This is a genomic window from Streptomyces sp. NPDC044571 (genome assembly GCF_040647115.1).
Lineage (GTDB): Bacteria > Actinomycetota > Actinomycetes > Streptomycetales > Streptomycetaceae > Streptomyces.
The window spans coordinates 15,675-37,055 of the sequence record NZ_JBEZBN010000059.1; the positions used below are offsets into that span (position 1 = coordinate 15,675).

General features: G+C 75.6%; 17 protein-coding genes. 11 read left to right on the forward strand and 6 right to left on the reverse strand.

The window, feature by feature from the left end; translation table 11 throughout:
* Positions 1–10 precede the first annotated feature (10 nt).
* On the reverse strand, positions 11–1,012 hold the full coding sequence (locus AB0B01_RS25805; RefSeq protein WP_361723598.1) for a ScbA/BarX family gamma-butyrolactone biosynthesis protein: 1,002 nt from the start codon (positions 1,010–1,012) through the stop codon (positions 11–13).
* Between the two features lie 382 nt (positions 1,013–1,394).
* Here AB0B01_RS25805 and AB0B01_RS25810 point away from each other — a divergent pair, with 382 nt between their 5' ends.
* The 10 genes from AB0B01_RS25810 to AB0B01_RS25855 all read left to right on the forward strand — a co-directional run bounded on the left by AB0B01_RS25810 (position 1,395) and on the right by AB0B01_RS25855 (position 14,446).
* Positions 1,395–2,015, forward strand: a complete 621-nt coding sequence (locus AB0B01_RS25810) for a ScbR family autoregulator-binding transcription factor (protein ID WP_361723601.1) — start codon at positions 1,395–1,397, stop codon at positions 2,013–2,015.
* A 250-nt stretch (positions 2,016–2,265) separates the two neighbouring features.
* A complete protein-coding gene (locus AB0B01_RS25815; RefSeq protein ID WP_361723604.1) occupies positions 2,266–3,141 on the forward strand; it encodes an AfsR/SARP family transcriptional regulator in 876 nt (291 codons plus the stop codon).
* A gap of 100 nt (positions 3,142–3,241) precedes the next feature.
* Positions 3,242–3,919 (forward strand): ScbR family autoregulator-binding transcription factor, encoded by a 678-nt coding sequence (locus AB0B01_RS25820; RefSeq protein ID WP_361723607.1) that lies wholly within the window; start codon positions 3,242–3,244, stop codon positions 3,917–3,919.
* Positions 3,920–3,933: 14 nt separating this feature from the next.
* Entirely contained in the window at positions 3,934–4,764 is an 831-nt protein-coding gene (locus tag AB0B01_RS25825; RefSeq protein WP_361723645.1) for an AfsR/SARP family transcriptional regulator, read from the forward strand.
* Positions 4,765–4,856: 92 nt separating this feature from the next.
* Positions 4,857–6,515: an FAD-dependent oxidoreductase gene (locus tag AB0B01_RS25830; protein WP_361723610.1), complete on the forward strand. Its 1,659-nt coding sequence runs from the start codon at positions 4,857–4,859 to the stop codon at positions 6,513–6,515.
* 918 nt (positions 6,516–7,433) lie between these two features.
* Positions 7,434–8,696, forward strand: coding sequence for a helix-turn-helix transcriptional regulator (locus tag AB0B01_RS25835; protein WP_361723613.1), 1,263 nt, complete (start codon positions 7,434–7,436; stop codon positions 8,694–8,696).
* A gap of 65 nt (positions 8,697–8,761) precedes the next feature.
* Positions 8,762–9,727 carry an SRPBCC family protein gene (locus AB0B01_RS25840; RefSeq protein ID WP_361723616.1) on the forward strand — a complete coding sequence of 322 codons (966 nt, stop codon included), beginning with the start codon at positions 8,762–8,764 and terminating at the stop codon, positions 9,725–9,727.
* Between the two features lie 74 nt (positions 9,728–9,801).
* A complete protein-coding gene (locus tag AB0B01_RS25845; protein ID WP_361723618.1) occupies positions 9,802–11,355 on the forward strand; it encodes a hypothetical protein in 1,554 nt (517 codons plus the stop codon).
* Positions 11,352–12,293 carry a 4'-phosphopantetheinyl transferase superfamily protein gene (locus tag AB0B01_RS25850; protein WP_361723621.1) on the forward strand — a complete coding sequence of 314 codons (942 nt, stop codon included), beginning with the start codon at positions 11,352–11,354 and terminating at the stop codon, positions 12,291–12,293. Before AB0B01_RS25845 ends, AB0B01_RS25850 begins: the two co-directional genes overlap by 4 nt.
* A 110-nt stretch (positions 12,294–12,403) precedes the next feature.
* Positions 12,404–14,446, forward strand: coding sequence for a condensation domain-containing protein (locus AB0B01_RS25855; RefSeq protein ID WP_361723624.1), 2,043 nt, complete (start codon positions 12,404–12,406; stop codon positions 14,444–14,446).
* A 170-nt stretch (positions 14,447–14,616) separates the two neighbouring features.
* On the opposite strand, the gene AB0B01_RS25860 is transcribed toward AB0B01_RS25855, so the two are convergent.
* The 5 genes from AB0B01_RS25860 to AB0B01_RS25880 form a co-directional block, all read right to left on the reverse strand.
* Positions 14,617–16,209 carry a class I adenylate-forming enzyme family protein gene (locus AB0B01_RS25860; RefSeq protein WP_361723627.1) on the reverse strand — a complete coding sequence of 531 codons (1,593 nt, stop codon included), beginning with the start codon at positions 16,207–16,209 and terminating at the stop codon, positions 14,617–14,619.
* 168 nt (positions 16,210–16,377) lie between these two features.
* Positions 16,378–17,199, reverse strand: a complete 822-nt coding sequence (locus AB0B01_RS25865) for an AfsR/SARP family transcriptional regulator (RefSeq protein ID WP_356852998.1) — start codon at positions 17,197–17,199, stop codon at positions 16,378–16,380.
* 283 nt (positions 17,200–17,482) lie between these two features.
* Entirely contained in the window at positions 17,483–18,388 is a 906-nt protein-coding gene (locus tag AB0B01_RS25870) for a 4'-phosphopantetheinyl transferase superfamily protein (protein ID WP_361723630.1), read from the reverse strand.
* The gene (locus AB0B01_RS25875) at positions 18,385–20,154 is read right to left on the reverse strand and encodes a polyketide synthase (RefSeq protein WP_361723633.1); all 1,770 of its coding nucleotides are present in this window, start codon (positions 20,152–20,154) and stop codon (positions 18,385–18,387) included. The genes AB0B01_RS25870 and AB0B01_RS25875 overlap by 4 nt, the downstream gene beginning before the upstream one ends.
* Positions 20,155–20,185: 31 nt before the next feature.
* Positions 20,186–20,980: an acyl carrier protein gene (locus tag AB0B01_RS25880; RefSeq protein WP_361723636.1), complete on the reverse strand. Its 795-nt coding sequence runs from the start codon at positions 20,978–20,980 to the stop codon at positions 20,186–20,188.
* A 179-nt stretch (positions 20,981–21,159) separates the two neighbouring features.
* Between AB0B01_RS25880 and AB0B01_RS25885 the strand changes: the two genes are divergently transcribed.
* Positions 21,160–21,285, forward strand: coding sequence for a hypothetical protein (locus tag AB0B01_RS25885; RefSeq protein ID WP_361723639.1), 126 nt, complete (start codon positions 21,160–21,162; stop codon positions 21,283–21,285).
* Positions 21,286–21,381: the final 96 nt, after the last annotated feature.

Below are 21,381 nucleotides of genomic sequence, written 5' to 3' on the forward strand. Positions count from 1 at the left end.
TCCGGCCAGGTCAGCAGCCGTGCGAGCCGGCGGTCACGGTGGAGCTGAAGACGGGGTGGCCGCCCTGGTGGGCGGTCACCCGCACGGCCTGCTCGCCGCCGGGCAGCGCCCCGGGCAGGCGGCGCGCCTCGATCATGCAGGGCGCGTCCAGTTCGGCGTACCGGGTGAACGCGCTGGTGATGCCGAGCGGAAGGTAGGAGGAGCGGCCCAGTACGGCGGCGGTGGCCTGCCGGGCCGCTTCGAGCAGCACCATCCCCGGTACATGGTCGACGGCGTGCTCGAAGAGGACCGGGTGGCGGGTGTCGGCCCGCAGCTGCCAGCGGGCGGGGTCGGCGGTGGGCGAGAGGACGACGTCCATGGGGGACATGCGTCCGACGCTCTGCGGCGCCGCCGGGCTGATGAGCGGGAGCTGGTACCAGTCGCCGTCGCGGGCGTGGTCGCCGCGCAGGCGGCGATAGACCTCCGGGGTCATGCAGGAGAAGGAGCCGCCCCCCGTCGCGACGACGTGGCCCTCGCGGCGGAACACCGCCTCGAAGCGCAGCCCGGACAGGCGTCTGCCGCGCCGCTTGATCTCCGTGCAGGTGACGTCGATGTCGAGCGCGGCCGGGGCGTAGCCCACCCGCAGGTGCTCGGGCCGGACGGCGATGTCGATGTCCCAGACGATGAACTGGTGGCCGAGGGGGACGCCGAACTCGGCGTGGCCCAGGAGGATGCCGATCTGGCGCAGCGTCTCGCAGCCGATGAGCGGGTCGTGGTAGCCGTCGGCCACCGGGGTGAAGAAGCTGTGTCCGCGGGGCCACTGGGCGGTCATGACGAAGTGGGTCTCGTCCAGGCGCTGCCAGTCGGTGAGCATGACCTCGGAGACCGCGGCCCGGTGCACTAATTCCTTCGGGACGGTGACGGTCAGCGACGGGTAGCGGAAGCTGTTCGGGATGACGGCCAAGGCCGGGGCCGACCCGGTCCGGTCCTGTTCGGTCGTGGTGCGTTCGACGTGGAACGTGCTCGCAGACATTGCTCCCCCTGGGTGCGCTGGCGAGAGAGGCGCAGATTGCCTCTGGCCGGGGAAGATACATACCAACCGGTTTAATTTCTAGGGGTATCCGAGCCTCCGCTCCGGGCAAACCGGGGAGGGATTTATTCCGATTCTCACGTTTCCGCTGGTGAAACCCCTCTTCGGTGATCATCTGCGGGATCGTTACCCGGTTTTCGGCCACGCCGGGGGTCGAGCGCGTCTGGATCGGCCGTCGAGCGGACGCGGGGAAGGTGTGGGAGACCTCGGGGACCGGCGGGAGAGGGTCGGCCGGATCTCGTCTCGGAAAACCGCACAGACGGTTTGTTAGGATGTCCTGACCCGGGGCGTCACCCGGCCATCTCCCGCAGTGACGGAGCAGTCGATGGTCAAGCAGGAACGCGCTGCGCGTACGCGCGAGACCCTGATCAGGTCCGCCGCCGAGATCATCGACCGGGAGGGCTTCGCGGTGGCCTCACTCGCCGCGATCAGCACCCTGGCGGGCGTGAGCAACGGGGCGCTGCACTTCCACTTCGCCAGCAAGGCGGCGCTGGCCGACGCCGTCGAAGGGGCCGCCCTGGCCAGGCTGTTCGCCGTCACCGACGCCGCCCTCCCGCCCGGGACGAGCCGCGTACAGCTCCTGGTCGACGTCACGCACGGGCTGGCCCGCGCCCTGCGCGGCGACGTGGTGCTGCGGGCGGGCTTCGAGCTGAGCGTCGAGGCGGCGCGGCCGGCGCAGACCGATCTGAGCCGCTGTTGGCAGCGGTGGGTCGAGGACCTGCTGGCCCGGGCCGCCGCGGAGGGCGAACTGCATCCCGCGGTGGACGCCCAGGACGGGGTGGCCGCCGTGGTGGCGGCGACGGTCGGCTTCGAGGTGCTCGGGGCGCGGGACGCGGTGTGGCTCGCGGCGGCCACGGTCACCCGGTTCTGGCGGCTGCTGCTGCCGACGCTCGTGCGGCCCGGACTGCTGGGCGACCTCCGGGCCGAAGGGATCGCGGGCCCGTAGACGTCCACACGGTCTGTTTTAGGCGGGGATCGTCTCCGTCTGGAGGGAACCTGGAGCGAACGGAGAGGGGTCCTGCTCCCGCCAAGAACCCGTTCGGTCGATAAAACAGCAGGTCAAAGCCGTGATCGGCAACCATGACGTCAGTCAGGGAAACAAAAACAGCACGGTCGGTTTTGTATTGACAAACCGCGGGTCCTGTTTTTTACTGAGATCACGGCGGACGGCTCATCCACGGACAGGGGAGTACGGCGTGGACATCGATGTACTGGGCGCACTGGCAGTGCGGGAGAACGGAGTCTCCATCACGCCGACCGCCCCCAAGCCCCGGCAGGTCCTGGCCCTCTTGGCCCTCCATGCCGACCAAGTGGTGCCCGTGGCGGCACTCATAGAGGAACTGTGGGGCGGAGAACCGCCGCGCAGTGCGCGGACGACGCTCCAGACCTACGTCCTGCAGTTGCGCGCACTCATCGCCACCGCCCTGGAAAAGGGCGCGGGAGCAGGCGCCGAGAGCCCGCAGGACGCCGAATCGGCCCGGGAGGACGCCTCGCGGACCGCCAAGGACGTCCTGGTCACCCTGCCCGGCGGCTACCTGCTCAACAGTGGCGGCGGCACCCTCGACGTCCGGGAGTTCGACCGGCTCGCCGGCATGGGCTACCGCGCCATGGACGCGGGGGACTTCCCCTCGGCGGCGCGACTGCTGCGCGAGGCGCTCGCCCTGTGGTCCGGGGCCGCCTTCGCCGACGTACAGGGCGGGGTCCAGCTGGACATGGAGACCCGGCGGCTGGAGGAGACCCGGCTGTGCGCCCTCGACCAGCGGATCGAGGCCGACCTGCGGCTGGGGCGGCACCGGGAACTGCTCGCCGAGCTGACGGTGCTGGTGAGCCGCTACCGCACCCACGAGAACCTGCACGGGCAGTTCATGCTCGCCCTGCACCGCTCCGGCCGGCGCGGCGAGGCCCTGGACGTGTACCAGCGGCTGCGCGCCACCCTCGTGCGCGAGCTCGGGCTCGAACCGTCCTCCGGGCTGCGCCGGTTGCAGCGGTCGATCCTGATGGCCGGCCCCGAGAACCTGGCCGAGGTGGGCGCGGAGGCAGGCGGCCGGCCCGCCCCGCTCGTACGGGTCTGAGGCCCGGGTGTCGGGTCGGGGAGCCGGGCCCGGAGGCGGCCGCCACGGCGTCGGGCCGGCCCAGGACCGGGGGCGGCGGCGGGCGAGAGGAGGCGGCTCGGTGCAGGAGAGGTCGGAGCGGACCCGCAGGCGGCTGGTCTGCGCGGGCGCCGGGATGTTCCAGCTCCACGGGTACGCGAACGCGACGCTCGGCGACATCGCGAGCGCGGCCGGAGTGACGAAGGGGGCGCTGTACTTCCACTTCGCCTCCAAGGACGAGCTCGCGCAGGCCGTGCAGCAGCGCGGCTGCGCGCTGCTGCACGGAGCGGTACGGCAGCTGCGCGAGGACGGCGCCTCGCCCCTGCAGACCTTGATCGACATGACGCACTGGCTGGCGCGCACGCTGTACGAGGACCCGGCGGTCGCCGCGAGTTTCCGCATCACCAAGGAGTGCACCGCGACCGGCGTGCGGCCGGCCGCGGAGACCAGGCCCGCGCCGGTGGACTTCCAGGCGACGTGGATGTCGGTGGTGCGCGCCCTGCTCCGTCTGGCCCGCGACACCGGCGAACTGCCCGTGGCGGGCCGGGACTGGGAGAGCGCCCAGGCCCTGGTCGCGGCCGCGGCCTGCGGGATCGAGGTCATGGCGGGAACCGGGATGCCCTACGGGGAGTTGCAGCGCAACGTCTCGGCGCTGTGGCACCTGCTGCTGCCGGGCCTCGTGGCCGGCGCGGGGGCGGAGGCGTACCGGACGGACACGGCGCCCGCCGACGCCGGCGCGTTCCTGGAAAGGGCGGTGTGACCATGCCCGTGCCCGTGAGGATCCAGGTGCTGGGCCCGCTGAGCGCCGAGGTCGACGGTGGTTCGATCCTCCCGACCGCCCGCAAGCCGCGGCAGATCCTGACGCTCCTCGCGCTCTACCCGGGGCGGGTGATGCCGGTGCCCACGCTCATGGAGGAGATATGGGGCGCCGAACCGCCCCAGAGCGCGCTCACGACCTTGCAGACGTACATCCTGCAGCTGCGCCGCAAGCTCGGCATCGCCATGGGGCCGGGCGGCTCCGGCGGCGCGGGCGCGGCGAAGGACGTGCTGGCCACGCGGCACGGCGGGTACGTGCTGCACATACCGCCGGAGTCGGTCGACGTGCACCTGTACGAGGGCCTCGTCGCCCGCGGGCAGGACGCCTTCGAACGCGGGGACGACGAGGCGGCCGCCGCCCGGCTGCGCGAGGCGCTCGCACTGTGGCAGGGGCCCGCGCTGGTCGACGTACACGCGGGACGCGTCCTGGAGATCGAGGTGACGAGGCTTGAGGAGAGCCGGCTGGTCACCGTCGAGCGGCGGATCGACGCGGACCTGCGGCTCGGCCGGCACGGCGAACTGCTGGCGGAGCTCGCGGAGCTGACCGCCCGCCACCCCGAGCACGAGGGGCTGCACTCCCAGGCGATGGTGGCGCTGTACCGCTCGGGCCGCCAGGCGGCGGCCCTGGACGGCTACCGCAGACTGCGGGCGCGGCTGATCGAGGACCTGGGAGTCGAGCCGTCGCCGCAGCTCCAGCGGCTCCACCAGGCCATGCTCGCCGTGGATCCCGCGCTGGACGTGCCGGCGGGGCCGAAGCGGGGGTCGACCTTCGACCTGTACGCCGCCTGACCGGAAGCGCTCCCGAGCGAAGCTCCGGCGGCCGTCGAGCGGGACCGGGCACCGTGGAATCCCCCTGCCGGCGAGCCCTGGGAGACATCGTGGTGACCGTCCGGCCCGATCGCGCCGAGGTGCTCGTGGTCGGTGCCGGGCCGGCCGGGCTCACCGCCGCCTGCGAGCTGGCCCGGCGCGGACTGCGCGTCCGCGTGGTCGACATGGCCGCCCGGCCCCGGCGCGCGGGCGACTCCGGCGGGGCCGTCGCCCTGCACCCGCGCACGCTGGAGACCCTCGACCAGATGGGCCTGGCCGGCCCGCTGCTCGCGCAGGGCCGGCACGTGGACGCCTTCACGCTGTTCGCCGGCGGCCGGCGGCTCGTCCGGCTGGCGGGCGGCCACGGCGGCATGCCGACCCGGTTCCCCTTCACCCTCGTCATCGGGCAGCCCCGCGCCGAAGCCCTGCTGCGCAAGGCCGCCCGGCGGTTCGGGGTCCGCGTGGAGTGGGGGGTGCGGCTGCTCGGATTCGCCCAGTCCGCCGACGGGGACACCCCCGTACGGGTGCGACTGGCGCACGCCGACGGGCGCGAGGAGGCGTACGAGGCCGACTGGCTGGTCGGCTGCGACGGCCGGCACAGCACCGTCCGCCGGCAGCTGGGCCTTCCGCTGCTGGGCCAGAGCGCGCAGTCCCTGGAGATCGTGGACGCACCGGTGGCCGGGGCCGGCCTCGACCCCGGCTCCATCCACTGGGTGCACACGGACGGACAGGCCCTGCTGATGCTGCCCTACGCGCGGGACGGGCACTGGCGGCTGCTGCACACCGCCGCGGCCGACGCGGCAGCGGACCTGCGCCCGCCGGCGCAGCGCTTCTCGCAGAAGCTGTCGGCCGGGCTGGGCCGCGAAGTCCGGGTCGGCGAGCCCGAGTGGAGCTCCGTCCTCGCCTTTCGCCGGCGCATGGCGACACGGATGCGGGTCGGCCGGTGCTTCCTGGTCGGAGACGCCGCCCACGTGCACAGTCCCGCGGCCGGGCAGGGCGTGAACACCGGGATCCAGGAGGCGTACAACCTCGCCTGGAAGCTGGCCATGGTCGAACGCGGCTCGGCCGGGCGGGCCTTGCTGGACACGTACGAAGCCGAGCGGCTGCCCGTGTGCCGGGCGCTGCTGGGCTCGCAGACGACCCACCTCCTCGGGCAGCTGGCAGGGCTGGTACTGCCGGCCGTGATGGACCTGGTCCGCGGCACCGGGCTGATGCACCGGGCCATCGGGCGCACCATCCAGCGCAACGTGCTCGACACCCTGTCCGGGCCCGAACCGGGCTACCCGACCAGCCCCTTGAACACCCGGGTGGACGGCGCCGGCCTGCCGGGCGCCGGGTCGCGGGCGGCGGTCCCCCCGGCGGGCGCCGCCGACCCGGGAACGGACGGCCTGCGGGCGGAGCTGCGGGATCCGCGGTGGTCGCTGCTGTACGTGCCGGAGGGCACGGGCGAGGCCGTGGACACGGCGCTCGCCGCGCGGGAGCAGCACCGCGACTGGCTCTCGGTGCGCACCGTCGCTCTGGGCGGCGGCCCCGCCCCGCTGGCCGACCCGGAGGGCCGGCTGCGCGAGGGGCTCGGCCTCGCAGCGGGCAGCTGGCTGCTGATCCGCCCCGACGGGTACGTGGCCGCCGGCGGCAGGCAGCTGACCACAACAGCGCTCGACGAGGCGCTCCGCCCGCTGGACACCGAGCCGGTGCGCTCGCTGGCCCCCCTGACCACGCGCCGCGCCGGCTAGAGCACCGGCCTCTCGCCCGGCGGTGGGCCGCGGGCAACCGGGCCCTGGATGCCCATCCCAACGTCCCCATCTACGGCTTGACCTGGCCGGGGCTCGGAACAAGGGGCCAATCGACCCCGGCTGAGGAACCGGCAGCGGGAATCGGCCCGCCCCTCACCGACGGGGCCCGCTCCTGGACTCTCACCCCCCCGGCCACCCTTCGGGGGCTTCCCGGCAGTCTGTTGTCTTTCCGGGGCGGGCCGGGCAGTCAAGGGTGGCCGAAGGCCATCGCGAAGCGACGCGACGAAGGAGCGCCCTTGAGGGCCCGGACCGACACGGAAGGACAGTCGACTGACGGGACGCCCCCGAACGCCACCGACCCCGGACGCGGGGCTCCCGCACCCAGAAGCCGGGGTGCAGCCGTGCAGCCGTGCAGCCGGGGCGGCCCTGCAGCCGCCGCACGGCTTGCCGCACGGCCGCCCCGGGCCGGCGCGGGTGGGAGCGGCCGCCTTGGTCGGCCGGGGGAGGGCCTACTTGGGCCAGCCGATGTCGTCTTCGTTCATCACGTCCTGGACCGGTTCGGCCGACTGGTGTGGGTCGGCGGGGGCGTGCGCCGGTTGGGTTGCCCGGGGTGCGCACACCGATGGCCTCATCGTCGACTCCCCGGCGCTCGATACGAGAAGAGCAGGTCACCGGCCGGTCGACGGCCGGGCTCTGGAGAGTCTGCCGGGATGCGGTCGAGGAACGCTTGAGGAACGCACGGCATCCGCACGAGAGCGGGCGCGTGCGCGTGGCAAAGGTTTGCCCGGCTGTTTCCCGGTCACCTACGCTCGAAGCCGGTTCCCGACAGATTCCTTGCCTGCCGATTCCTTGCCTCCCGATTCCTTGCTCCGCCGACTCACCCGCCGATTCTTTTGCCCACCGACCTCAGGGATGCTCATGCTGCGACAGCCCGCGTTCGGACAGCGCCTGAGAAAGCTCCGGATGGCCCAGGGCCTGTCCCAGACGGCGCTGGTGGGGGAGGGGATGTCCACCGGCTACCTCTCCCGGCTGGAGTCGGGGGCCCGCCAGCCCACCGAGCGGGCCGTGGCCTACCTCGCCGACCGACTGGGCCTGCAGCCCGCCGACTTCGAGGAGCCGGCCACCGGCTCCCTCGCCCACGCGCTCACCCTGGCCGCCTCCACCGGCGCCCCCGACGCCATCGAGTCGCTGCGCCAGGCGCTGGCCGCCGAGGGCCACGAGAGCCCGGTCCTGCGCTGGCAGGCGCTGTGGCTGCTCGCCCGGGCCGCCCGGATCCAGGGCGACCTCGCCGTGGAACGCGACCGGCTCACCGAACTCGTCGCGCTCGGCGAGGAGGTCGGGGTCAGCGAGCTGCGGGTGCGCGGCCTGACCCGGCTCGCCCGCTGCCTGCGTTCCGTCGGCGAGATCACCCCGGCCCTCGACGCGGCCGTCGAAGCCCACGGGATCGCCCTGCGCGAGCAACTGGGCGTGGAGGACCGGGCCGCCGCCCTGCTCGCGCTGGTCTCCGTACAGGCCGAGGCCGGGCGGATGGGCGACGCCCGTACGCACGCCGACGAGCTGACCGCCCTCGTCGAGGGCCGCACCGACGCCCTGTGGGCCGAGTCGATGTGGACCGCTGCCGCCGTCCGCATGCGCCAGGGCGACTACGCGGGCGCCCAGGCATGCCTGGACGAAGCCATCGAGCGGTTCAGCAGCCAGGAGGACCTGATCCTGTGGATCCGGCTGCGCCTGGCCACCGCACGGCTGCACCTGCAGAAGCTGCCCGCCGACCCGGCCCAGGCGCAGGGCCGCGCCGCCGAGGCCGAGGCCGCCCTCGCCTTCGCGGGCACACCGGCCCTGCGCCAAGACCTGACGGCCCTCAAGGCCGACCTCGCCTTTGCCACGGGCCGTTACGACGATGCCCGCGACCTGCTCGGCGCGCTGGCCGCCGACCCGTCGAGGATGACCTACCGCGGCCAGGTCCGGCTGGAGATCCTGCGCCACCAGCTGCTGATCCTCGGCGGCGACCCGGCCGGCATCCAGGGCCTGCGCGCCCTGGCCCAGCAGGCACAGCAGGACGCGAACATCGACCTGGCCGCCGAGATCTGGCGGGTCCTGGCCGACGCCCTCACCCAGGCCGGGCAGCCGGCCGCGGCCGTCCCGCCGGCCCGCAGCGGGGAAGCCGCCGTGCTCGGCGGTTGAGGAGGGCTCAAGTCGCCAGGTGCAGGCTGGGCACACCCGCACGGGCGATCAGGGGAGGTGCACTCATGCCGTCGCAGCGCGTGCACGCGAGCGAGCAGACGGCGTGGGTGGCCGCCCCGGCCGGTGTGGTCTACGGGCTGCTGGCCGACGCCGTGCGCTGGCCCCTCCTGCTGCCCCTGCCCGTCCACGTCGAGCGCCTCGACTTCGACGGGGTCCGCGAACGGCTGCGGCTGTGGGAGATGGACCCGGCCGGGGAGCGGGTCCGCTCCCTGCACCTGCGCCGGGTGCTGGATCCCCCCGCCCGCACCGTCGCGTTCGAACAGGAGGACGCCGCCCGCCCCGGCCTGCCCACCACCGGCACCTGGTCCGTCGAGGCGCACGGCGAGACGGGGTCGCTGCTGACCCTGCGCCAGGAACGCGCCTTGGAGGGCACGGCCTCCGCGGGCACCGCGCACAGTCGGCAGCAGTGGCAGCGGGATGCAGCCGCCCTGGTCGCCGCCGTCAAGGAGGTCGCCGAGCGCTGGGAGCGCCTGGACGGGCTGCTGCTGTCGTTCGAGGACAGCGTGCACGTCGACGGCCCCGCCGAGCTCGTCTACGACTTCCTCTACCGGATCGGGGACTGGAGCGGGCTCCTGCCCCACGTGGACGCGGTCGAGGTGACCGAGGACGAGCCCGGCGTGCAGCTGGCCGTCATGGACACCGCAGACCCCGACGGCCGGTCCGTCACCACCCGCACGGTGCGGCTGTGCTTCCCCTCGGCCACCCGGATCGTCTACAAGGAGCCCGCGGCGCCGGGCCTGATCGCCGCGCACAGCGGCGAGTGGTCCCTCGTACCCGAGGGCGACGGCGTGCGGGTCGGCTGCGCCCGGCAGGTGATGCTGCGCGAGGAGGCCGTCGAGGAGGTGCTCGGTGCGGGCACCGGCCTCGTGGAGGCCGGCCGGTACGTGCGGACGTGGCTGGGGCGCGCCGGCATCGAGACCCTGACCCTGGCCCGATGGCATGCACAGAGCGCTGTGCGGCGCCTGCGATGAGCACGGCCTGCGATGCGATGAGCACGAGCCTGCATGAGTACGAGCCTGCGATGAGCACGAGAAGGAGGCCGTAGATGGCCCTCACCCGGCCCGGTCCGCTGGAGGACCGTGAGACCCCGGCGCCCGCGGAGACCCCGGCGCCCGCTGGGACCCCGGTGCCCGCGCCCGGCCCCTCCGCCGCGGGTGCGCAGGCGTCCCCGCCACGGCGGCCGGCGCGGGCCTCCGCGCCGGCCCGTTCGTACGCGGCGCTCGCCCCCACCGTCGATCTGGCGCTGCGCGCGGTACGCCTGGAGGCGCTGCTCGGCGACCCCCTCGACGAGGCCAACCCGTACGGCTTCCGGGCACTCGCGCAGGGTTCCCCCGCGCCCGACCGCGCGGCGGCCCTGCTGGCGGGCCTGGTGGGCGCCGAGTTCCGCCCGGCCTGCGGGGGCGGCGACAGCGGCGGGACCGACGGGGCCGGCGACAGTGCCGGGGCCCACAGGGGCGGCGAGTACGTCGGCGGCGAGCAACTGGTGCGCGTCCTGCGCCCGCTGCTGCGCCGCGACCTCGCCCTCGGCCACGCCCAGTGCGTGCAGGGCCTGAGCGGCGCCCGGGCCGCGGGCGCCCCGGGCGGCGCACCGGCGGCCGGGCTGGAGGCCCTGCTGGCCCCGGCCGCGCTGGTCGCCTCGGCAGGCACGGCGCTGCGCGCCGCCGTACGGGTGGTGGCCGACCGCGGTCCGCACGACGCCGCCGTCCGGCAGTGGCGGGGCCCGCTGGCCGCCGCGTTCGCCGATCTGCTGGCCTGCGAGAGCCTCCTCGGCGTGGCCCTGCGCGCGCTCGCGCTGCCCCAGGGCTGCGGCCCGGCGGTGCGGGCGGCCGCCGGGTACGTGGTGCCGGTCGTGGTCGGCGACGTACTCGACGAACTCGACCTGGTCCTGCGGGAGAGCGGCCTGGGTGCCGGTGCGCAGGCGCGCCGCACGGTGGCCAAGCTCGTCGCCGATCTCCCCGCGGCCGCAGCGGGCGAGGCGCAGGTGGCCGCCCGCCAGGCCGAGCTCGTACGCGAACTGCCCGCGCTGGCCGCCGCGTTCGCGCGCCGGGGGGACGCGGCGGGCTCCGGGCCGCTGCTGCGCCTCGGGGAGGAGCTGCCCGTCCGGAGCTTCCCCCCGTCGCCCGGCAGCGACGACACGCTGGTGGCGGTGCCCGCCGCCGCGCACACCCGGCTGACCGCGGCGGCCCAGGCCGGCCCGGCCGACGACGGCGACGACCCGTTCACCGCCGTCCTCGCCCGGGTGGCCGGGCGGCTGCTCAGCGAACAGCGCGCCCTGCTCAGGCCGAGCCGGGCCGCGGAGGAGGCGGACCCCCGCGACCCCGCGGTCCGGGCCGTCGCCGACCGGCAGGCCATGGTGCTGCTGGGGGCCGCCGTGCTCGGGGTCCAGGGGGCCGCCGACGACGGCCGGGGCCTGTTCCTCGGCGGGCGCCCCTGGGCGCTGCTCGCGGCCCTGCGGATCACCGAGCGGCTCGGGATCGCCCCCGAGGGCCCCGGCGGCCCCGCCGCCACCGCGGCGCAGCAGCGGGTCTGGGCGGAGTTGGACGCCCGGGACCGCAGGGGCGTCGACTGCGACGTGTACGCGACCCGGGTGCTGTGGTGAACGGCGGTCCGCCCGCCGGGCCCGCTCTGCCCGCGAGGCCCGTCGAGCCCGCCGATCCCCTGCACGTGGCGGGCCCGGAGGGCCCCTGGGAGGAGGTGGGGGACCGGCTCGACGAGCACGGCCGGGTCGTGGTCTTCACGACCTGGGGGCAGTGGATGACGGCCGCGCTCCTCGACCCGGGACTGCGCCCGCTGCTCGGACAGGACTGGCCGCGCTACCGGCAGACGCCGGCCGCGGCCGGGCGGCTGCGGTTCGCCGTCTCGCGCGCCGTCATGAAGTACACCGCCGCCACCGCCCTGGACGTGTCCCCGGCCTCCCTGGACCTGGGCCACCACCCCGGCGGGCGGCCCGTACTGCGCGGTCTGGGTGGCGAGGTGGAGCTGAACCTCGCGCACACCGACGAGCTGATCGTGGTCGGGGTCAGCCGTACCGGGCCGATCGGCGTGGACGCGGAGCCGGCCGACCGGGCCCTCTCCTTCGACCTGTTGCGCGACCACGTGTGCACGGCCCGGGAAGGCCGCGCGCTGGCCGCGCTGCCCGAGGAGGAGCGCCGGGCCGGGCTGCTGCGCCTGTGGACCCTGAAGGAGGCCTACACCAAGGCGCTCGGGCACGGACTGCGGCGCCGGTTCCCCGGCTTCGGCTTCGGCCGGGACGGCCAGGGCCGCACCGTCCTGACCGAGGGACAGGACGCAGGGGCGGACGCCGGAGCGGGTGACGGGGTGTGGGAGTTCGCCACCCACCTCGTCCAGGACCGCTACGTCGTCAGCTCGGCGCACCGCCGGCGCCCGCCCGCGACCCCTCCCCGGGGGCCGGCGGTCGACACCGCTTCGGGCCGCGGTGCAGGCCTGCTTGAGGAAACAGCGGCCGGGGCCGGGGGCGAACTACGCTTTTTGCGACCGGTGACCTCCGGCCCGGGCAGAGGAAGGCGGACGCCGTGAAAGCCAGTGAACGGGCCGCGTACGTACCGTGCCCGCCGTGCCGTGCCCGCGCTGAGGGCTGAGCCGCCGCGCCCCGCCCGTCCGCCCCTCGACACCGTACGGAGCGGCCGATGAGCGGCCGCGACGCGGCAGCCGGACCCGGCCCGGTCCTGGTGGTGGTGCACGAGGTGGCGGACCGCGCGCCCGGCGCCGCGCTCCTCCTGGACGTACGCGGGCTGCGCACGGACGCGGACGCCGAGCTGCTCGCCGCCCGCATCGCCGAACGCCACCGGGGCTTCCAGGTCACCCTGGACTGCGCGGGCCCGGGCGGGCACACCCTGCGGCTGCTCCCCGGCACCGACGGCGGCCCCGCGCTGCTCGGCCCGGAACTGCTGGCCGACCTCCTGGGCCCCTACCCGGGCACCGGCGAGCCGCTCGCCCTCGCCGGCCACCAGCGCGAACTGCTGCTGGAGGCCGTCACCCGCCCCGACGGGCCGGACCGCCACCTGGAACAGGTCCACTGGACCTGGACCGGACCGCTGGAGCGGGCCCGCTTCCGGGCGGCCTGGCAGTCCGTCTGCGAGCGCGAGTCGGTCCTGCGCGCCGCCTTCGACTGGGCGGCCCAGCCGCGGCTGGTCCTGCACGCCCGCGCCGACGCCGACATCGTCCACCACCGCGCCCGCGACATCGGCTGGCGGGACCTGCTGGAGCGGGACCGCCGGCAGGGCTTCGCGCTGAACCGCCCGCCGCTGCTGCGCCTGACCGTGCTGGAGGCCGAAGCGGACGGACCGGCCCGGATCCTGCTGACCTACCACCGGGCGCTGCTCGACGAGCGCAGCGTGCACCTGCTGCTGCGCGAGTTCTACCGCGCCTACCTCGCCGGGGGCCGCCTGCCCGGCGGTGAGCGCCGCCCCGACCTGCGCGACCACGCCCGCTGGCTGGCCCGTCAGAACACCGAGGGCGCCCGGCAGCTGTGGACGCGCACCGCGCCCCCGCGCCATGCCGCCACCGCGGTAGGCCGCCGCGGCGGCGCCACCCGGCAGAGCGGAGCCGGCCGGCTGTACCGGCGGCTGGCGGAACCGCACACCTCCCGGCTGCGGTCCTGGGCGGCCGCGCGGGGCGCCGGGGAGAGCAGTGCGCTGCACGTGGTGTGGGCGCTGCTGCTGTACCGGGCGGCGGGCATCGAGGGCCCCCTGCAGGTCAGTTTCGGGGTGCGGCTGTCCGGCCGCGACATCCTGATGCCCGGGGCCGCGGGCGTTCCGGGACTGCTCGCCGGCCCGCTGCCGATGACCGTCCGGGTGGACCCGGCGCAGCCGCTGGCCGACCTGCTGCGCCAGGTGCGCGACGCCCTGCTCGACATGGCGGCGTACCCCTGGGTCTCCTCCGACCGGATCCGCGAGTGGACCGGCCGCGACGACGGCGAACGGCTCACCGACACCCTGGTCTCCTTCGACGGCCCGGCCGAACTGCCGCAGGCGCTGCGCGAGGAACTGCGGGCCCAGGGCGTCGAGGTGGCCGAGCCGCGCCAGGCCGGAGGCGGAGCCGGCCTGCCCCTGACGGTCTTCGCGCGGCACGAGAACGGCGGCGCGCTGGTCCTGAACGCCGTCTACGACCGCTCCAGCCTGGCCGACGCCGACGCTTCCGCCGCCTTGGGCCAGTGCGTGAGCCTGCTGCGGGCCCTGGCCGAACTGCCCGACCAGCACGCCACCGTCGGCCAGGCCTTGGACCTGCTGGCGGACGTCGACGTCCCGTCGATGGCACGGCTGCTGCCCCGGCCCGGGCGCACCGGGGCGCGGAAACTGCGCACGGGTGCTCCCGGGGCCGATCTGATCTGCCTCGTGCTGGTGGCGGGCGCGGCGCGGGGCGCGTACGAGCTGTTCGCCCGCCGGCACCGCGGCCCCGAGGAGGTCGTCGTGCTGGACCTGGCCGGCCCGCCGGCCCGGGGCGCTGCGGGGGCGCTGCCCCGGGAGTTGACCGAGGCGCGGGCGGCCGGGCGGCGCCTGGTGCTGTGCGGCAGCGGTCCCGGCGCGCGGGCCGCGTACGAGCTCGCGCGGGGGCTCGCGTACGGCGGCGGGGACGCGGTCCACGTGGTCATGACCGGCGTCTCCGGCCCGGAGAGCAGCGCGCACGCCCTGGCGCAGGGCTTGGCCGCCCTCCCGGTCCGCCGCCCCTGAGGTCCGTCCCGCCGGTGGCCGCCCGGGCGGCTGAGCCGAAGGGGCCGCGCCGGCGAAGGAGGGCGAGCGCCCGGAGGAATGCGCGAGGAACGAGCGGATTCCGAGGACGTACGTCCTCCTGGAGCCGGCACGGGCGGCCCCGGAGGCGAAGCCGCCCGAGGAAATGGGCCTCAGGCTGCTGCCTCGACGGCGGCCTGGGCGTGCAGGCGGGTGCGGACGCGGCGGCGGGCGGGTGTGCCTCCGGGGCCGCGCGGGACGGAGTCGAGGGCTTCGAGGCGGCGGATCTGCTCGCCCGGTCCCAGACGGGAGTTGGCGCGTTCGGCGATCGAGTCGAGGACGTCGAGCAGCCCGGCGGACCCCGCGGACGGCGCCCCGTCGCGCAGCACGATCCCGGCCCACACCAGCGCCCCGTGCACGGGGTCGGGCCAGTCCGCGACGATGCACTCCGCGACCCGCGGGTCCTCCCCGATCACCCGCTCGACCAGCGAGGGGGCCACGAGGGCCTCGTCGCACGCGAAGACGTCGCCGAGGTGGTCCACCACGTGCAGTCCGCCGTCCTCGTCGAGGTAGCCCGCGTCACCGGTGCGCAGCCAGCCGTCCTCTCCGTCCGGCGCCGCCGCGCCCAGGCTGCCGGGGGCCACCTGCGGTCCGCGGACCTCCACGGCACCCGTCGCCCACACCGGGACGGGGGTGCGGCCCGCCGGGGCCACGACGCGGCATTCGGTGCCGGGCAGGGGCACCCCCACCGCGCCCAGTCCGGGCCGTGCGCCGGGCAGCTGGTGGTGGGAGAGGGTGCACAGCTCGCGCAGGCCGTACCCCTGCAGGACGGGTACGCCGAGGACGTCGCGCAGCCGCCGGGCGGTGGCGGCCTCCAGGGCGGTGCCGCCGGCGAGTACGGCGCGCAGCCGCAGCCCCGCCAGGTCGGGGTGGCCGGCGGTGAACCGCTCGTCGCGGGCGAGCCGTTCGAGGCGGGAGGAGAGGCCGTAGTAGTGCGCGGCCCCGGTGCGGGCGGCCAGGGCGAGGCCCGCCCACGGGTCCGGGTCGGTGCACAGCACCTGCCGGCTCCCGGCGTGCACGGCGGCGTTGAGATGGGCGGGGTGGTGCAGCGGCAGGTGGCTCACGACGACGGCGCCGGGCACCAGCTGGTGGGCGATGGCGGTCTGCGCCGCGTTGGCGATGAGGTTGCGGTGCGTGAAGCGGACCGGGCGCAGCCCGCCCGCGCCGTGCGGGGTGAACTGCGTGCAGGCCACGGCGTCGACGTCGGCGGCGGCCGGCTCGTACGGCGTCTGCGGTACGCCGGCCAGGGCCGCGGCGAGCGGTACGGCCGAGCCGGGGGCGACCCCGTCGGCGGCGTCGGTCACCACGACGGTGTGCAGATGGGGCAGCCGGTCCTCCAGTTTGAGGAGAACCTCGGCGAGGGCGGCGGGGACGAAGGCGATCTCGGCGCCGGCCGTCGTGAGGACCTCGTGCAGGGCGGCAGGTCCCATCTGCGGGTCGACCAGGGCCAGCGGGTGTCCGCTGCGCAGCACGCCGTAGTACACGCAGGGGAAGACGGTGTCGGGGGTCGGGGCGGCCGCGACGGCGGCGCCGGGGCGCCGTACCGTGCGCCGTACGCAGTGGGCGATCCGGTCCGCCTCGCGATCCATCCCGGGGTAGGTCAGCGTCGCCTCGCCGGCGGTGACGGCCGGGCCGTCACCGCCGCGGGCGGCCGCACGCCGCAGCAGGTCGTCCAGCGGGTTTTCCAGGTATCTGAGGATGGCCACGGCGCGCTCTCCTGTGCGGTACGGCGACGGCGGTGCGGAAGACCCCACTGTCCGCGCCGGTGCTCAAGAGGTCGTCGAAGGCTGCTGGAGGTCCCCACCGGGGACGTACCGGGGCTGTACCGGGTCCGTACCCGGGCCGTGTGGCGCCGCGGTTGGCCGCCGGACGCCCTACGCGGCGAACAGGTCGAAGGTCGAGGTGTGCCGCGGTCCGGCGAGCACGTCGAGCTGCGGGTCCACGGCCAGCATCGCCTGGTGCAGCCGCTGGAGCTGCGGCGAGGGCTCCACGCCGAGGTCCTCGATCAGGCGTACGCGCAGCCGGCGGTAGACCTCCAGCGCCGATGCCTGCCGGCCCGAGCGGTAGAGCGCGACCATGGCCTGCGAGTGGAGCCCCTCGTGCTGGGGGTGACGCGCGGTCAGCTCGGCGAGTTCGGCGATCAGCCCGGAGTGGCGGCCCAGGCGCAGATCGGCGTCGATGCGCCGCTCCACGGTGACCAGGCGGCTCTCCTCCAGGCGCATGGTCTCGATGTCGAGGATCGGCCCGACCCGTACGTCGACCAGGGCCGGGCCCCGCCACAGGTCGAGGGCGGCCCGGAAGCGGTCGGCGGCCACCTGGCTCTCGCCCGCGTCGAAGGCGCTCTGGCCCTCGCGGACCAGGCGGTCGTAGTCGTGGACGTCGACGCTGTCCTCGGGGATCTGGAGCAGGTAGCCGCCGTGCCGGGTGGCCAGCACCTCCTTGGCCCCGCCGGGGGCGCCGGGGCCCATGGCGGTGCCCAGGCGCCGGCGCAGCTGGAGGATGTACGTCTGAAGGGTGGTCAGCGCGCTGTTGGGCGGCTGGGTGCCCCAGATCTCCTCCATGAGGGTGGGAACGGGCATGACGCGCCCGGGATAGAGCGCGAGAAGCGACAGAACCTGTCGTGGTTTTCCGGCCGTCGGAACAATGGATTCCCCGTTGACCTCGGCACTCAACGGACCCAGAACCTGAATCCTCACGGTCTCCTCCGTACTCGTCGAGTTCCTTGTCTCTTTCTTTCCGTCCGGTGACCAAAAAACTGCCCCCGCTGCAGGAACGCTAGCGGGGGAAGGTGCTTTCCATCTCTTTCCTTTAGTGGCTCTTGAGCCGCCTTCCACCTGCGAACTTGTGATCCGCAGCGGTGGTCGGCCGGGCGGCTTCCGAACAGGAATGGGAGAGGGCGAACCGGAGGTAAATCGTCGGCAAAGAAATGCCTTGGAACCGTTACCGAAACGGATGCCGGAACCGTTGCCCGAAGATCCGTCAAAAAGCCGGGGAAATCCCCGGGCCGAGGCCCACCGGCGCAGGAAGCGGAAAATTCTGCGGCGCCGACCGGCTCCACGGGAAGCCCAGGTTGAGCTGGATCTCCCCGTCCTGCGCCGCGTCGGCGGGCACGGCGACGGCGACCAGCACGTCGGGCACCGGCTCCAGTTCGATGAACCACCACAGCCGGCCCGTGTCGTCCTCGGGCGGGGTGAAGGCGCGTACACCGCGTTCGTCGTCCATCGTGAAGACGAAGCTGTCGAACGGCAGCCCCAGGCCCAGGCCGCGCGCCTTGGAGTACGCCTCCTTCAGCGTCCACACGCGCAGCGCGCGCCGGTCCCGCTCCCGCCCGGGCGCCAGCTGGTCCACCCAGGCGCGTTCCTCCTCGGCGAAGGTGCGCACGATGGTGGTGATGGCCTGCTCGTCCCGGTCGTCGAGCCGCTCCACGTCCACCCCGATGCGCTGGCGGCGCACGATGCCGAGCAGGTTGTAGCCGCCCGCGTGGGAGAGGTTGAAGTCGAGCTGTGAGCCGCCGCGCGGCAGGGCGTCGGGGGCGGGCCGCAGGAAGGGACGGCCGCGCGCGGAGCGCCAGATGACCAGCTCGGCCTCGGGCAGGCCCGCCTCCAGGGCGAGGGCGCGCCGCACCAGGGTGTGGGCGATCAGGTACTGGCGGCGGTCGCGCTCGAAGAGGAACTTGCCCGCGGTCTTCTGCTCGCGGGCGTCGAGCCAGTGCCGGGCCAGCAGGCTCGCGACCTCGGGGGCGACGTCGTCGTTGGGGCACAGCCACAGGGTGACCGGGCCGGGCGCGTGCGGCGCGGCGCCGACCGTGGGAGCCGGAGCCGGAGCCGGAGCCGGAGCCGGGGCCGGGAGCGCGGCGATCGGCGCCGCCTGCAGGTTGATGCTCACCGCTGCCCTCCCCGCGTCGCCGCCGCGGCGGAGCCGGGCCCGAGGGGCCGCGGGCGCAGCACGGTCGTGGGCAGGGTGCCCACCCGCCCGGTGCCGGGCGCCGGGGCGGCGGTCAGGACGTCGAGGCCGCCCAGCCACAGGCGGGTGAGCTGCTCCCACCGGCCGCCCTGCCACAGGGCCTCGACGTACGCGAGCGTCTCGTCGAGCCCGTCCAGCAGCAGCGGATCCCCGGGGGCCGCGCGCAGATCCGCGGTGCGCACCCCCGGCGCCTGCCCCTGCTCGGCGAAGCCGGCCAGGGCCGAGGCGAGTTCGGGCAGGTCCTGCGCCACGAGGGCGAGGCGGCAGGCCATCGCGGCCCGTCCCGTACGCAGTTCCCCGGCGACGGCGGACAGCTCGTGGGCCGCCCCCTCGGGCCGCTCCAGCCAGTCGGCGATCCGGCGGGCGGTGGCGGCCAGATGCGCGGGAGTGGGCGCCGACACCAGCACCAGCTCCCCGGCCCGGCCCGCCGGCGCCCCGGGCGGCGCCGGGGGGCCGACCGCGGGCGGAGCCTCCTGGAGGAGCACCACGGCATGCGGGGCGTGCGCCGGGTGCACCCCCACCAGGGCGCGGCGGGGCGCCGGGCCGGCCCACGGGGCGGGCTCGGCGGGGCCGCCGGGCTCCGGCAGCCGCGTGGCGCGCTGCAGTTGGAGTACGGCGCGGGCGAGGGCGGCCGCGCCGGTGGCCGCCCCGGCTTCGCCCACGCAGGCCGCGACGGTCACGGCGTCCTCCGTCAGGCCGACCTCCGCGGCCGGGACGCGGGCGGCGGCCAGGGCGCGGCGTACCAGGCGCTCGCGCAGCGGGCCGGCCTCGCCCCGGCCGGTGTGGCCGACGGCTCCGGCCAGCAGCACCGCGTGCACCGGATCCGCGTCGGCCAGCGCGGCGGACAGCGGTTTGAGCAGTACGGCCGTGACGGCCTCACCGCTGCCGGGCCGCTGCCGTGCGGGGTGCAGCCGCAGTTCGGCGGCGGCGACCAGGGCCGCCGCGCACTCGCCCGCGCGCAGCGAGGCGAGGGCGAGGTGCAGGGCGGTGAGGAAGGAGGAGTCGCCGGTGTCGACGCTCTGGCTGGGGCCGTGCAGGTCCAGCAGCTGCGAGAGCCGGCCCGCGGCGTGGGCCGGGGCGCCGGCGGTGGGTTCGGCGTGGGCGGCCTGGGCAGCGTGGGCGGCCTGGGTGGAGCGGCCGACGGCCGTGAACACGCCGACGGCGCGCGGTGTGCCGTCGGCGCCGGTGAGCCCCGCAAGGCGGGCGCCCGCGTAGCCGGCGCCCTCCAGGGCCTGCCAGGCGCTCTCCAGCAGCAACCGCTCCTGGGGGTCCATCAGCGCGGCCTCGGCGGGGTCGATCCCGAACAGCTCCGGATCGAAGGCGTCCACGGCGTCCAGGAAGTGGCCCGGGGCCGCCGGGCCGCCGCCGTGCGGGCGGCCGTCCGGGGCCGGGCCCGAGGTGTCGCGTGCCTCCAGGGCCACCTGCCAGAACGCCTCCAGGTCGGCGGCCTGCGGGAAGCGGCCGTGGAGCGCGATGACGGCGCAGGGCTCGGCGCCCGCGTGCGCCGCCGCGGTGCGCGGGCCGGCGGCCGGGACGGCGGCGACGGCGGGGACCGGGTCGGCGGTGGCCGCGGCGGGGCGGACGGCCGGGCCGGGCGGGGCCGCCGGGGCTCCCGTCAGCAGGGCCATCGCGTGCCGGCGCTCCAGGGTGCCGTTCTTGAAGAGCGTCAGGATTTCCCGGTCGTCCATCTGGCTGGCGTGCCCTTCGTCTCGTCTCGTCTCAGGCGGTGCGGGCGGCCAGCAGGGCGGCGGCCTCGTCGATGCCGAGTACGTCGTCGCGCACCGCGTCCAGCAGCGCGTCGAGGTCCAGTGGCGGCGCGGCGGGGGCCGCGGCCCCCGCCCGCGCCGGTGCGGACGCGGCAACGGATCCGGCGGCCGGCGCGGGGGCGGGGACGGATCCGGCGGTCTTCGGCGCGGGGGCCGGGACGCCCAGCCGCTCGGTGAGGTGGGTGGCCATGGCGGCGAGGTCGGGGTGGTCGTAGAGCAGGGCGGCCTGTTCCTTCAGCCCCCAGGTGCGGTTGATGCCCTCGACGAACTCCGCCGCCAGGATGGAGTCCAGGCCCAGCACCGTGAAGGGCGCCCGGTCGTCGAGGTCGCCCGGCGCGCAGCGCAGGATCCGCGCCAGCTGGGTGCGCAAGGCGGTGAGTACCGGCTCGTCCCGCGGGATGCGGGCCCGTACCGGCGCCGGCGCGGGGGAGGGGGAGGCGGAGGGGGAGGGGGCCGGGCCGTCCGGGGCGCCGAGCCGCGCGGCGATGTGGCGGGACAGCGCCGCGGGGGTCGGGTGCTCGCCCAGCGCCCCCGCCTCGATCCGCGTGCCGTAGCGGGCCCCCAGGGCGCCGAGGAACTCCACGCCCCGCAGCGAGTCCAGGCCCAGCAGCGGGAACGGCAGCCCGGGGTCGACGAGGTGGGCGTCGGTCCCCGTCATGCCGGCCAGCACCGCGGTGAGCTCGGCGAGCACGTCGGCGGCCGGGGTCTGCGGGACGGGCTGCCCGGCCGGGTGGGATGCGGTGGTCATGAGGGCGTCTCCAAGGGTCGGATCCCGGTGGCCTCCGTGTACTTTCCTGCATTTCCCTGGACCGGTCCTCGAATTGCGGTGGGGCTGCCGGACAGGAGTCTTGACGCGCTGCCGTGCCGATGCCGAATCTCGAAGAGGCATTTCGCCGAGCGCTGCACGCGTCTGAAGGGGACATCATCGTGGTGAACAAGAAGAACGTGGCGGGATCCGAGTCGGAGTTGTCGGCGGTGGCATCGGTCGAGTCCGGTGACGGCGTGGACGAGAATGCGGACGCGTTCCTTCTCGGCAACATCGCGCTCCAGTAGAGACGCGCTCGCACGCATACGTCAGGGGGCCAAGGACTGCGCATCGTCCGGGCCGAGCTGCGGGGGAAGCTGACGGTCACGGATCCGCAGGCTCTC

Coding starts and splice junctions, on each gene's coding strand:
- AB0B01_RS25805 (WP_361723598.1), bottom strand. CDS start 1,012: ATGTCTGCGAGCACGTTCCACGTCGAACGCACCACGACCGAACAGGAC.
- AB0B01_RS25810 (WP_361723601.1), top strand. CDS start 1,395: ATGGTCAAGCAGGAACGCGCTGCGCGTACGCGCGAGACCCTGATCAGG.
- AB0B01_RS25875 (WP_361723633.1), bottom strand. CDS start 20,154: ATGGACGACCGGGAAATCCTGACGCTCTTCAAGAACGGCACCCTGGAG.
- AB0B01_RS25845 (WP_361723618.1), top strand. CDS start 9,802: ATGGCCCTCACCCGGCCCGGTCCGCTGGAGGACCGTGAGACCCCGGCG.
- AB0B01_RS25855 (WP_361723624.1), top strand. CDS start 12,404: ATGAGCGGCCGCGACGCGGCAGCCGGACCCGGCCCGGTCCTGGTGGTG.
- AB0B01_RS25835 (WP_361723613.1), top strand. CDS start 7,434: ATGCTGCGACAGCCCGCGTTCGGACAGCGCCTGAGAAAGCTCCGGATG.
- AB0B01_RS25840 (WP_361723616.1), top strand. CDS start 8,762: ATGCCGTCGCAGCGCGTGCACGCGAGCGAGCAGACGGCGTGGGTGGCC.
- AB0B01_RS25880 (WP_361723636.1), bottom strand. CDS start 20,980: ATGACCACCGCATCCCACCCGGCCGGGCAGCCCGTCCCGCAGACCCCG.